We start from the raw sequence: 13,853 nt of genomic DNA on the forward strand, positions 1-13,853 counted from the left end.
TACCCGCACAAGTCTTCCTTGACTTATGGCTCTTCAAAGACTTGCACTAGTGAGCGCACAATAGTTATCATTTTAATTATAGTCCTAAAATGCGATAAGTAATGCTTTATAAAATATCTTTCTTAAAATCAATTCGCAAAACATGTTGTGCAACAGCCACGGACACTGACACCAAACAGAACCAACGGGTTTATTGAATGACCAATTTCCCTAAGTTAATTGAACGGTTATTTACAATCAATTGGTAGAAATAAATTCCTGATGAAAGATTCCCTCTTTCAAGAAATATTTTTTGTGATTTGCCTTCCTTAGATAAAACTTTGTTTCCAAAGAGATCATACAATTCAAGTTGGAAATTTTGACTGTTACTCAATGTAATTGATGTAGATGTTGCAAAAGGATTTGGTGAAACTTCCGGTTCAAAATTTTGTGAATGCTCTTCAATACCGACCTCTGGAGATAGTTTTACTATCCACCAATCGCTTTCACCATTGTTCAATGTTACATCGCCATCATTTGACGCAGTACGACCTACGGCAATGTAGCCGCCATCATTTGTCTGAAGAATTGAATAAGCCTCATCAGCTAAAGAACCACCTAATACCTTTTGCCATTCGATATTTCCATTTTGATTAACCTTAACAATAACCATATCAATGTCGCCATGATTACCTGAAAAGTCTCCATCACTAGAATCTGAATGACCTGAAATGATATAGCCGCCATCATTTGTACGAGCAACAGAATTTCCAATCTCATCAATGCCTGTTCCACCAATACTTTTTTGCCAGAGCAACACTCCTTCCTTATTTGTCTTCGCAATCCAAACGTCAATGCTTCCATGATTTCCGGAAACATCACCATCATTGGAACTTGATTGTCCAACAATGACATAACCACTATCAATTGAATAACACATTCCAACATCACTGTCTCCGCCTGATCCTCCAATTGATTTTTGCCAACTAATATTGCCAGCAGTATCGAGGTTCACTAACCAAAAGTCATCGTACCCATGATTAGATGTAACATCGTAATCTGTGGATGAGGATGTGCATGCAGAAATATATCCGCCACTTAAAGACTTTAAGATCGACACCGAGTAATCGATGTTTGATCCCCCGGCAGGTTTTGCCCACTCAATATCACCGATCAAACTTATCTTAACAAACCAGCAATCCCAGTAACCATAGTTTGCTGAAACATCGCCGTCATTAGATTCGGAAATTCCGGAGACAACGAATCCGTCATCTGAAGTTTCAATAATTGAATATCCAAGTTCAGTCTCCGATCCTCCCAAACATTTTTGCCAAATCAGGTTACCATTTATATCCAAGCGCGTAACCCATATATCAGAACTACCATGATTACTTGTTACATCACCATCTATCGAAGAAGCATAACCAACAGCAGCGAAACCACTATCACTCGTTTGAATTATCTGATGAGCCGACTCACAATTACTACCACCATATATTCTTTTCCACAGAAGGTTTCCGTTCATATCAAGTTTAATAATCCAATAGTCAATCAAGCAGCCTCCATGATTTCCCGTCACATCTCCATCATTGGATCTTACATAACCTGCAACAACAAGTCCTCCATCAAAAGTTTGAATCACAGAATTTGCTTGATCATACCCACTACCGCCAAAAGTTTTCTGCCATTCTATTGACGGTGCAAGTTGCGCTTGAATATTTAATGTCATTAGAAGCGTGATTGAAAAAAAGGAAGTGGCAATCAGGTTATGCACGGGAGGGAATTTATTGAACAACAAAAATAATAACAACAACTTTCTATTCCCCGTTGGGCGGGATTTACAATCCCGTCCTCTTGAGTTTTGGATTTTTAATCCAACAAAACTAAATCACCCGCATTTAGATGACCCTAATAGTCCAGATTTGTAATCACAAGTGTTCGAAACATCATCAAAGGCTTATCCAGTATACATTACAGCTGTTTTAATGAAGCGTTTTCACCCATTTAAATATTCCTTTGGCATCGTGAATGTGATTTCTATCAATGAGAAACATACATGAGGATTTTGCGGAACAGGTTCAGACTCGATATTTAGACATTAAAAATGCTTTGAAACTGAAGCCAATAAGGAGTTTCTAAGGTTTCGATCACCTATGATTTGTAATCGGGACTGATTAAGAAACGGAATTTGTAATTCCGCAATAAGTTGCCTTCAATCTCCAACCACCGGCCATGGGATTCAACAGCAAAGCAGATATTCCTGAAGGCAATTGCTTTGCAACATCCAAGATTGTGCAGTGGATTGATTTGTTTACCAGAAAAAAATTGTTGGAGGTAGTGATTGATTCTCTCCATTACTGTAACCGGGAAGGCGTGACAATACTCAATGGCAGCTATCATAATTAATTGGCTTTAACAACTTAAGCGAGATCAAATCATTCAGAACCCTACGAAATCGTGACGAGGGGGCTAAACATTTAACCACCATTCTTCTTCATGGCCGTATCCGGAATAGGAAATAGCGGCAGCCGATTTCGCCGCCCCATTGATAACGCGGAACGAAATCGCCAAACAATCCACCACCCACCTGCAGCCACACATTGATGCGCTTCGCAGGTGCATAAGCGATGCGTCCTTCAAGATTCATGGAAGCGCCACCGTTGATGTAATCAAGGTATAACTCAGGCGCCACCACGGCCCACATTTTTCTTGTCCACGGGTAAAGCAGGATGGGTTGTATTTTGGAATAGCTGATGTCTTCGCGGTTTTCATCGCCGCTGAAAGAAATTACTTCCTGAAAAACGATAGCCATCAGCAATCCTCTTTGGTTAAGCGCCCGGGTGTACGTCACCATGGGGATGAGCATGTTTTTTCCGGTACCCAGCACGGGTGATGAAGCCGTGTTCAGGTTAAACTCCATGGAAGCCGTGGTGGCTGACCTTTTCGACTGATTGATTTTGTAACCCAGCAGTCGGAAAGAGATATCACTGAGTCCGAATGGCTGATAGTCTTTCTCCGTTGCGATTGAATTGTAAACGAAAGGAACATCAAGCCGCGTGGTAAACCGTTTTCCAATTTTTACTATAGCGCGCAGCGTGGTTTGATTGAAGTAGAAATCAGTTCCGCTATTGGTATGGTGCTGAATCTCATTAAAGAATTCAAAGCGGGTGAAAAACTGCGAGGGATCATCGCCGGCGGTTTCTGAAACGGAGTCTTTCGCAGTTTGCGCCCGCAGGCCCGCGGCCTGAATAACCAGAAGGGATATGATCAGCAGTTTTTTCAAGTCATCAGGTTTAATTCCTTCCGCTACCTGCACCAATTTGTGCGCCTTCAACAGTTATGAGTGAATGTGGAAAGCAGGCGGGCTCTTCATTCACTTTTCCGTCACGGCACATTTGATGTTGAATGCTGATCAAAGAACATCGGACTGCCGATGAATAAACGCAGTTTCTTTCCTTTGATTTCTGCTTTTTTTCTTTCACGCTTCGCGCAGGGCAGTTGTATTTGTCCTTTTTATTCTGCCTTCTCGGCAACCCTGATCCTTCCGCTCCTGGCCGCTGCAACAAGGGCAGCATGATCCTTCTCCGTTTGATCAGCATAAGCCACGGCAAAATTCACCATGGCTTCATCCAGTTCATCGCTGTTGCCGACATACCCTGCAATCATAGCCGCATCACCTGACTTGGCATGTGCCAGCGCCAGTGCCCAGGCGCAAATCTTGCCATAAGCAGGAATGTTTTCGAGAATCACTTTTCCGGGAGTGAAGTCAATGCCGCCTTTCATGTCACGCAGCTGCCGCACATAAAAATGAAATCCTTCCTGTTCGCCCCATCCGAGAAAAATATCAGGCGCTCCCTGAATGAGCCGTTGACCGGCTACCACGCGCTGCCCCTGATTGGAATAGTTTGATTTGGGAAGGAATGGCTCCAGCACGGAATGCTGCGCCTCCTTCACTTGCAGGAAAAGCGGATCATCCGTATGATTGCCGCTCATGAAAATAATCCAGCATCTGGTACCTACGCTGCCAACACCTACAATTTTCCTGGCCACATCCACTACGCGATAGTGGCGAAGCAATGACTTGCGTTCGTCAGAGATGGACTGAAAATAAGATTCAAGCAATAATCCCATGGCTTCTTCTACCGGTTTGCCTCTCTGTGTGTGGGTTTGGTGCACGATAAACGGAGCATCATCGCGCAGGCGGTATTTCTCATCTACAATATCTGTGAGCTTACCCAGCACCTGCATGTGCGTGCGTGTGCGGGCCTTATTCGTTATTCTCTTTATGGCCTTTTCCTGAACGGGCATCGCTTTGAGAATGTCCTTTTCACTAATGGTTGTGTAATGCAATTCCATGTTTCCCATGTGGGCGTATTCCTTCATCCTCTTGCGGTACGAGTTCACGGCAGCCCGCACGCCGTCTTTGCATAATTCATCATCGGCTCCCAAGAATCTTCCGGCAGCCACGATGCTGGCCACCAGTCGTTTCAAATCCCACTCCCATGGACCGGGCAGTGTTTCATCAAAATCATTTATACCGAAAATAAGATTGCGCTCTGCCGAGGCGAACAATCCGAAGTTGGCCACGTGCATATCGCCGCATGCCTGCACGGTGATGCCGGTGGTCTTGTTACTTGCTGCGAGATCGGCAGCCATAATGGCCGCTGCGCCGCGCAGGAAAGCAAACGGTGACGTAAGCATGCGTGCATACCGGATCGGCACCAATTCCTGCAGCCGCGTCTTCGCCTGCTCTTCGAGAATGGAAACAGGATCGGCGCGGTCGGGAGCCGGACTGTAATTGCCCTGGTTGATGCGTGGAAATTTCTCGCGCAGTTTTTTGCCGGCTGCTATCCGCTCTTCAATGGCGGGCAGTTTGCTTTGAAAATGATGCAAAAGTTCCTGACTCATTTCGTATTCTTTAGAAGGTGATTGAAGTAAATAAATGAAGTTTCTCATGATGAAGAGAATTTTAGCTAAAGTAGCTCAGCCAATGAAGTGGAAGCATGACCAAAATCATGAAAGACACTTATCTTGCTCACTGCCTTTTTCTGCAGGATGGAATATGATAAAGCAGCATCGCGCTGATGCCGCTATAGGTGCGCAGTTTGAGATGAAAGAGCGTCAAGCGCTTCACTCATGTTCCTTCAGCCGTTTCATTCCTTCCACCAGCTCGTGCCAACCGTAAACAAGCGTAACACGGAAGCCGTCCATCTTCAGGTCTTCATCTTCATTATCGTTTACTGTTGAGGAGTAGGAGACGCTCAGCATCATGTTATCATTAACCTGATAACCGATCGTTCCGCCTATGCCCACATTGCTGAGCGCGTTACCTTCGAGTGTGTCCACGGTTGCCGCACCGCCCAGATAGGAAATGACATCGAGTGAACCCCACAGCCGCTCCATAAAATCACGGGTGATATGGCCTTCGAGCTGATAGGTTGGTTTCGTTTCCATTTTCTGTCCAACAAAATCATTGTTGTCACCGAAAAGCCAAATGGCAGGAAGAAACTCGATGGTTGTTCGCTTGCCGGGAATCCACGGTCCGATTTGCCAGACAACAGGCGTGCCTATGCGACCATACCAACGGTTTTGCCCGATGTTGATGGGAGTGGTATTGTCATAGGTTCCGATGGGTATGGCGAGACTGCCGATGATGTCAACGGAAAATTTGGGTTTGTACCTCAACATATCCGGAAGGTTCATGATAGCTTTTGGACCGATCACGTTGATCCCGAATTGCAGCATCGGGTCTCCGTATCCTCTTGCTGTGTTGTTGTAGTACTGACCGTTAAGCGTAACGTCGCTGGAAATCCTTCCCATCGGAACCAATATGGAAACGATGGCCGAGCGTTTGAACACGGGAATCATCCTCGCATAACCGGCCGAGGCCATGGTGGATGAGAAATCAGATCCCGGTATAACAAAATGCGAAGGATCCAAAGGGTTTGCGTTTCCGCCAAGTGATGAACCAATCAGCGGAACGGCGTTTGTTCCCATCAAACTTTTCCAATAAAAGCGTGGACCATCTCCCTGCGCTTGGGTAGTGGCACTCCAACCCATGATCAACAGCAAAGCAATAGAACCAAGATGCTTTTGACAGATGGAGCGGAGGTTTAACAAATATTTCTTCATAGCGATTTTCAATTTATTTCTTTGGATCAGCCATCATTTCTTTAGGTGGCACATACTGTCGCTTGTTCACCAGTGGCGGGTATCCTTCATCTACGGGGAACCGTGCAGGCAACACATCATAAAGCCCTTCGAACGGTGAACGGTCGGGGAGAATGACATTGTTGTTCTTCACATAATCGTTCCACAGCATAATCATCTCTTTTACTTTTTCAGGATTGGAAGATGCAAGGTCTTTCCGTTCTGCAGGATCGGTGGCGAGATTGTGCAGTTCCCAGTCAGATTTGCCAAGCGGGCTGTATTCCCATCGTAATTTCCAGTCGCCTTGCCTCACTGCGCGGTTGCCGAAAAGCTCCCACGCTAAGTAATCCCGCGGTGATCGGGGTGACTGAACTTCACTTGATAGCATCTTCAGCCATGATTTACCGATAAGCGGCGGTAACTCTTTTCCATTATAGGTCTTAGGATACGATGCCCCGGCAATATCCAGAAGCGTGGGCATGATGTCAGCGACTGACATGAGTCCATTGTTTATGCTGCCCTTATCGCGTTTGACTACCGGACCACTTACAATAAGCGCATTATGTATTCCTCCTTCGCCGAGCCATCCTTTATACTGGCTGAAGGGCGTCATGGAAACCTGTGCCCAACCCGGGCCATAGCCAACGTACGATCCCGGATCGCCCCAGGCATTGGGATTGTTGTTTGACCACTTGCTGGCGAAATAGAGATAGTCGCGTGTTCCGGGTGTGCCGGCAATCATGGCTCCAAGATCATTTCCTTCTGCACCATTGTCGCCGAAAACAATGAACACGGTATTATCGAATTCTCCGATTTCTTTTAAGTGATCAATGAGGCGACCGATATGAAAATCCATATTCTCCACCAGTCCGGCATATAGTTCCATTTTTCTACCGACCAGGGCTCTTGCAGCCGGAGCAAGCAATGAATAATCAGGCACGAACCACATGCGCTCAGCCAGGTCGGCCGAGTCTGATATGATGCCGAGTTCTTTCTCTCTTTTTAAACGCTGGTCCCGTACCACATCCCACCCGATATCATATTGCCCTACATGCCTGTCGCGCCAATCGCGCGGGAGGTGATAAGGATCGTGAGGCGCCTGATGAGAAACGTAAGCAAAGAATGGTTTTCCGTCATTATGGTTTGCATCAATGAAACCAATGAGCTTGTCAGTATAGGTTTTTGTGGCGTAGTAATGCTTCGGAAGTTTGGTGAGATACTTTCCGTCTTCAGTAAAAAGAGAATTGGGGACAAGCGCCGTCATATTGGTCATGTCCCAATAACTTCCCATGCCATCGAGCAGAGTGAAATCGCGTTCAAAGCCGCGGGCGGCCGGAATTTTATCCGGTGATTTTCCCAAGTGCCATTTGCCCACCATGTAGGTGTGATAACCGGCGTCTTTCAATAACTGTGCAATCGTGACAACATTGTTGTTGAGATTTCCTTCATAGCCCGGTTTTCCCTCCTGGTTGGGAGCGGTCCATTCGTCCATGTTGCCGAGACCATTGAGATGAGTATCCACTCCTGACAGCAGCATCGAACGGGAAGGCGAACAACTTGCATGGGTATAGAAATTGGTGAACCGCACACCGTATGATGCCAGCTTATCGAGATTGGGTGTCTTGATCTCGCTGCCAAACATGCCCATATCTGAGTAGCCCATGTCATCAGCCACAATGATTACGATATTGGGTCTCTTCGCTTCCGGTTGCGAAGCTGAAGATTGACCAAGGGCAGCTTGTACAATCAATAAAAATATAGTCGCAATTAAAGGAGTCTTTTTCATACTAAGTGAATTTTTGAATGCAAGAGGGTAGGGGGCTTTTGTTAATCAGGAAAAGGAGATTTAACGCTCGTTCGCGATTGATCATAATTTAATTGGTCAACTTAATACCGTTTCCTAGTCGCAAATTAATTCAGAGACATGGAGTCGAAGATGATTTTTATCATTGTTCAAGCCAATCTTACTCAGATGGTCTTCACTGCCTGCGAAGCGAATTTTCAGACGGCCGGAAGGTCATCTTTTTCCATGAACGGTAGAGCAAGTCTGAAATTTCAGATTTCGCAGCGAACTTTGTATGTGCCGAAAGCAAAGACAAAATGAAAAAGTGAAACGATGATTGAAATGGATATCAGCAAGGCGTCTCAACCTTTTTCAAACGGAAAGTAATGAATGCAAAATCCGGTTTCATTGCGCTTCAGCTATTACTGTGGGCTTTGCTGCAGCTTTCATCCGGTACTCTCCATGCACAAAACACCTCATCTGAATTTTGGCCGGAAACTGACATCAGGTACCGGCTCAGCCCTGCCTTTCACCTCTCCGCATTCATCCCTGTTGGACGGGATTTACAATCACAGGTGTTCGAAACCTTTGAAACTCTTTACTGGCTTCAGTTCCAAAGCATTTTTAATGTCTAGATATCGAGTCTGAACTTGTTCCGAAAAATCCTCATGTATGTTTGTCACTGAAAGAAATCACATTCACGATGCCAAAGGAATATTTAAATAGGTGAAAACGCTTCATTAAAACAGCTGTAATGTATACTGGATAAGCCTTTGATGATGTTTCGAACACTTGTGATTTACAATCCCGTCCTCTTGAGTTTTGGATTTTTAATCCAACAAAACTAAATCACCCGCATTTAGATGACCCGCAACTCTTACAAACCAAACACCCTTCCTCATACACCAGTCCTGTAAGATCGCCGCATTCAGGGCATTGTTTGTCAACGGCCGGGGTGCCGTCTTCAATATATTTTTTGAGGGCACGTTCAACGCCGGCTTTCCAGGTGTTGAGCGATTCGGCCTTCAGGTCGAGGTTTTCAATAAGGTCAATCACATGCGGTAAAGGCATGCCATGTCGCAGCACGCCGGAGATGAGCTTCGCATAATTCCAGAATTCCTGCTCGAAGGAACGGGAGAGCCCTTCAATCGTCACTTTATACCCTGCACGGTCAATGTACTGAAAATCGTAACGTGTGGTTTTATCTTCAAGCCTTGTTTTGATCACCCAGCCTTTGTCAACGTAGTTGGGCAGCAGGATGGAGTCTTCATTCACGACACCGGTAAATATCTCATACGGTTTTCCTTTCAGCAAACCCACTACGGCACTCCATTTTTCATTGCCATTCATGAAGCGCAAAACATCTGCTTCTAAAACTTTCGGACGCTTGGGTGCATTAGAAGTCAGCACTTCATCAGCAGACGATTTTTTACTCTTATCGTCATTGGCAATCAACACACCGGAACGGGAGCCGTCGCGGTAAACAGTGATGCCTTTCAACCCGTGTTTCCATGCTTCCAGGTAGATCTCGCCAACTTTTTCAACGGATACATCATTCGGTAAATTGATAGTGGAAGAAATGGAATGGGTGATATATTTCTGCACCACGCTTTGAATCTCCACACGTTTGATCCAGTCAATTTCCGGTGCAGTACTGCCGTAGTAAGGAGATTTTTTAAGGTCTTTCTGCCCGGTAATTTCCATCCACATTTTGAGTTTGGGATGATACACTTCAAACTCCTGCCAGGGATCGCCCATAGCATCTACAAAATCCACCCGCTGATTTTTATCATTCGGATTCACCTTGCGGCGGCGCTTATAGCTGAGCATATACACCGGTTCAATGCCCGACGATGTTTGCGCCAGGATGCTGAGTGTGCCGGTAGGTGCCACGGTACTCAATGAAATATTCCGTCTGCCGAAGTGCATCATGCGTGCATAGAGTTCCGGCATCTCCTGCTGCAGCATCTGCACGAATTCAGAAGTGTTTTCTGTTTCCGGTTTGAATCCCTCAAATGAACCGCGTTCAATGGACATATCCACTGAGCTGTCAAATTCAGCCATACATTTGGTCTTCTGCATTTCATCAATAACTTTCAATGCAGGTGCTGAATCAAAGGGCAGGCCCAGTGCGGCAATCGCATCTCCGAGTGCAGTAAATCCCAAACCAGTGCGGCGGCCCTTTCTTCCCTGTTCCTGCAACAATTTCCACGTGCGTATTTCCACGTCTTTAATGTAATCCGGTTCGGGATCGCTGGCTACTTTTTCAAGGATGCGGTCTATGTGTTGTAATTCCAGTTCCACTAAATCATCGCTCAGCCGTTGTGCTTCATACGTAACTTCATACAGCTTTTTATAATTGAAACTTGCCTGCGGCGTAAACGGATTTTCTACAAATGAAAAAAGATTGAGCGCAATCAAACGGCAGCTGTCTCCGCCCTGCATGGCGATTTCGCTGCAGGGATTGGTGGAGACATTTTTATAACCGGGATAAACGGAGGAAGTGGAATACTTGTGCTGCCGGTCCCAGAAAATCAATCCGGGTTCCGCCGTTTTATGTGCGCAGGTGATGATGGTTTCCCAAAGCTCGCGGGCACGTACAGTCTTTGTGTATTTTGGATTCGGTGCATCGATCGGCCAGCGATGTGTGAAGTCGCCGTCTTCAGCAACTGCATGCATAAATTCATCACTCAGCCTTACAGAAACATTGGCGCCGGTGATCTTTGCAAGATCCTGCTTGGCTGTGATAAAATATTCCACATCGGGATGCGTGATATCCATGGTAATCATCAGCGCACCACGACGGCCATGCTGTGCCACTTCGCGGGTAGTATTGGAGAATCGTTCCATGAATGAAACGGCTCCGGTGGTTGTTCCGGCGGCATTCAACACAGGTGCGCCGGCAGGACGGATGCTGGAAATATCAATTCCCACTCCGCAGCGGCGTTTAAACAATTGTGCAAGCTGCTGATCAGTAAAGAATATACCACCGTAGGAATCATAAATTTCAGGTAATACCACGCAGTTGCTCAGTGATGCTACCATGGTTTGATTACCTAAAACGCCCATCACACTGCCCTGTGGAATAATGTAGCTGAAGCGCCGGAAGTATTCATAGATTTTATCCTCACTGAGCAGTTCGCGTTTTTTTCCATAGGCAGACAGGTGTGCTGCTGCCGCGCCGGCCTGATACTTTTCTGCAAACAGCATTTCCATTTTTCCAAACTCACGCGCCATCCTCCGGTGCATGTCATCCGGTGTCAGTTCATAGTAATGACCTTTTGCATCCTTCACTGCATATTTATTCATCCACGTGGTAGCGGCGAGTTCATCGCCATGGAAATATTCAATGGCTGCATGCAGTACTTCATCATAGGAATAAACAGTGCCGGTGATAATGTTTTCTCCTTTGTTCAAGGTGAGGGTTGCTGACATATAGTATTCGCTTTAGTGGTTGGAAAAAATAGGGGACACGAAAGTAGATCAAACATGATTTGCCGGCCTTGAATTTTATACACACACTGTTAACAGCATCAGCGTTTAACTATGAAATTGCTGCAAGCAGTTCTTCACACTTTATTAAAGCATTTAGCCCACTTATTACCTGAAGAAAAGTGGATAAGCCATCTATGAGAATATTATTGATATTCTATATATACTGGTGAAAATACAGCAATGATGATCAGCGATGAATATTGATTTTTGTCTAATTTTAGTACTTTTTATAACCAAGTACTAAATTTTTATTCTTTGAAAATCAATTAGTTAAATGCATTTTTCAAAAATAAATGGTACTATGTGATACAAAATACTGAATACTGCATATATCTTTGCTATGTCAAAAACAAGTTAATACCATGAACATCGAGAACACACAAGCCCAAATGCGAAAAGGCATCCTCGAGTTTTGCATTCTTTCCATCATAGGCAATGATGAAGAGTGCTATGCTTCGGAGATACTTAACCGCATGAAGAGGGCTAAACTGATCGTGGTGGAAGGAACGCTGTATCCACTGCTCACCCGTCTGAAAAACGACGGCTATCTCAGCTACCAATGGGTTGAATCAAAATCGGGACCACCCAGGAAATACTACAAGCTCACCGGGCTCGGGGAAAAATTCCTCGAAGAGCTCAGAAAAACCTGGGATGAGTTGGTGCTCGCCGTAGACCTCACCACCCAAAAGACTGAAACAACCCCATCTTCTCAAACAACTCAAATCGAATCAAACAATGAATAAAACCGTAACCATCAACCTCAGTGGAATAGTATTTCACATTGATGAAAATGCATACGAGCTGTTGAAAAAATACCTGGAGAAACTCAAAGCTCATTTCTCCACCACGCAAGGCAAAGAAGAAATCATTGCCGACATCGAAAGCCGGCTGGCTGAAATGTTTACCGAGCGCAATGCCGATGCCAGTAAAGTAATCATGGCAACTGATGTGGAACAGGTGATTCTGGCCATGGGTAAACCGGAAGAACTTTCCGGCAACGAGGAGGAGGAACAAAACCAAAAGAGTGCTCCGCAACCCGATCAAACCATCTATTATGAAAACGGCCGCAAACGGTTCTTCCGCAATCCGGATGACAAAGTACTGGGTGGTGTATGTTCCGGCATCAGTGCTTACTTTGATATTGACCCGATTTACCTGCGCCTGGTATTCGGGTTATCCGTCATTTTTGCCGGTACCGGCATATTACTGTATATCATCCTGTGGTTCATCATCCCGGAAGCAAAAACCACTTCCGACAAATTGCTCATGCGCGGGGAGCGCGTGAATATTGCCACGATAGAAAAAAATGTACGGGAAGAAATGGAAAGCCTGAAGAAGCGGGGGGAGGTCTTAGCCGGTGAACTTTCCTCGGATGAAATGAAGCACCGCGTGAGATCATCATCGCAGAAAGTTGGTGATTTTATCGGTGACGTTTTAAGAGCATTCGGGAAATTTATCGCCGGCGTATTCGGTCTTGTCATTACCATCTTCAGCATCGCCGTTCTGGTTGGCTTAACCATAGCCATTTTCAGCGGGATTGGTGTCTTCAGTTTTGCCGTACCTCATGAGATCACCAATATGGTGCTTACCAATTCTCAATTATGGTGGCTGGTTATCGGAGGCATCCTGGCTATTGGTATTCCTTTCACGCTGTTGTTGTTGAACGGGTTGAAAATTCTTTTCAAAGTGAAGCTGAACCTGCGCATGATTGGTGCCGTCATGGCCGGCCTGTGGCTGGTAGGTATTGCGATATGTATTCTGACCGGCATCAGAATCGCAAGTGAATATCAGCGCTCAGCTACGATTAAACAGAGTATTAAAATCAGCAGCGTCGCAACCGGCCCGCTGGTGCTCAGATCAAATACGGGACAATGGGATGATGCATTCAGACAGGATGAAGCCATTCAGTTCGGAGACCTTTTCATCCTTGATGCAAGTGCCGACTCCGTAATGAACCGGATGGTACATCTTGACATCGAACAGAGCGAGAATGATTCTGTTTACCTGGTTTCCACGCTTTATTCACGTGGCAAGACCTATGATGAAGCAAAGCAACTCGCTGATGACATTCATTACAATTACCGGGTGAATGATTCGGTGATCCTGTTCCCAAAATATTTCAACCTGAGTATTGCTTCCAAATTCCGCGGACAGCATGTGAAGATGGTTTTGAAATTACCGGTCGGTAAATCGGTGGTGCTGGATAAATCGCTCGAAGGCATGCTGGATGATGTATCAAATGTTACAGACACCTGGGACTGGGATATGCTGGGACATGAGTGGAAAATGACGAAAGATGGATTGGAGTGTAACCAATGCCCGGGAATCAGCGACAAAGATGGAGAAACACATACAGAGCAGAAGATTAAAATCGACTCTGGCGGAATTGAAATCAAGACCCTTTAAAATCATTGTAGTCAACAGCATTTTTCATCCCTAATAAAGT

Annotated in this window: 9 protein-coding genes; 3 read left to right on the forward strand and 6 right to left on the reverse strand. The window is 45.4% G+C overall.

Features of this window, described 5'->3' with window-relative positions; all coding sequences use genetic code 11:
• Positions 1-190 precede the first annotated feature (190 nt).
• Positions 191-1,753 carry a T9SS type A sorting domain-containing protein gene (locus K1X61_11730; protein MBX7109308.1) on the reverse strand — a complete coding sequence of 521 codons (1,563 nt, stop codon included), beginning with the start codon at positions 1,751-1,753 and terminating at the stop codon, positions 191-193.
• A 458-nt stretch (positions 1,754-2,211) separates the two neighbouring features.
• On the opposite strand from K1X61_11730, the gene K1X61_11735 reads away from it, so the two are divergent.
• Positions 2,212-2,385 (forward strand): hypothetical protein, encoded by a 174-nt coding sequence (locus K1X61_11735; protein ID MBX7109309.1) that lies wholly within the window; start codon positions 2,212-2,214, stop codon positions 2,383-2,385.
• A gap of 88 nt (positions 2,386-2,473) precedes the next feature.
• Here K1X61_11735 and K1X61_11740 read toward each other — a convergent pair whose 3' ends face one another.
• The 5 genes from K1X61_11740 to K1X61_11760 all read right to left on the reverse strand — a co-directional run bounded on the left by K1X61_11740 (position 2,474) and on the right by K1X61_11760 (position 11,347).
• On the reverse strand, positions 2,474-3,262 hold the full coding sequence (locus K1X61_11740) for a hypothetical protein (protein ID MBX7109310.1): 789 nt from the start codon (positions 3,260-3,262) through the stop codon (positions 2,474-2,476).
• Positions 3,263-3,492: 230 nt separating this feature from the next.
• Positions 3,493-4,935 (reverse strand): DUF2252 domain-containing protein, encoded by a 1,443-nt coding sequence (locus tag K1X61_11745; protein ID MBX7109311.1) that lies wholly within the window; start codon positions 4,933-4,935, stop codon positions 3,493-3,495.
• 174 nt (positions 4,936-5,109) lie between these two features.
• Positions 5,110-6,111, reverse strand: a complete 1,002-nt coding sequence (locus K1X61_11750; protein MBX7109312.1) for a transporter — start codon at positions 6,109-6,111, stop codon at positions 5,110-5,112.
• Positions 6,112-6,124: 13 nt separating this feature from the next.
• Positions 6,125-7,915 (reverse strand): arylsulfatase, encoded by a 1,791-nt coding sequence (locus tag K1X61_11755; GenBank protein ID MBX7109313.1) that lies wholly within the window; start codon positions 7,913-7,915, stop codon positions 6,125-6,127.
• Positions 7,916-8,761: 846 nt separating this feature from the next.
• The gene (locus tag K1X61_11760) at positions 8,762-11,347 is read right to left on the reverse strand and encodes an adenosylcobalamin-dependent ribonucleoside-diphosphate reductase (protein ID MBX7109314.1); all 2,586 of its coding nucleotides are present in this window, start codon (positions 11,345-11,347) and stop codon (positions 8,762-8,764) included.
• Between the two features lie 422 nt (positions 11,348-11,769).
• Between K1X61_11760 and K1X61_11765 the strand changes: the two genes are divergently transcribed.
• Together K1X61_11765 and K1X61_11770 are read left to right on the forward strand one after the other, a co-directional pair.
• Positions 11,770-12,150, forward strand: a complete 381-nt coding sequence (locus K1X61_11765) for a PadR family transcriptional regulator (GenBank protein MBX7109315.1) — start codon at positions 11,770-11,772, stop codon at positions 12,148-12,150.
• Complete coding sequence (locus K1X61_11770) at positions 12,143-13,813, forward strand: PspC domain-containing protein (protein ID MBX7109316.1); 1,671 nt, start codon at positions 12,143-12,145, stop codon at positions 13,811-13,813. The genes K1X61_11765 and K1X61_11770 overlap by 8 nt, the downstream gene beginning before the upstream one ends.
• Positions 13,814-13,853 lie beyond the last annotated feature (40 nt).

Source organism: Chitinophagales bacterium (assembly GCA_019694975.1).
Taxonomy (GTDB): Bacteria; Bacteroidota; Bacteroidia; order Chitinophagales; family UBA10324; genus JACCZZ01.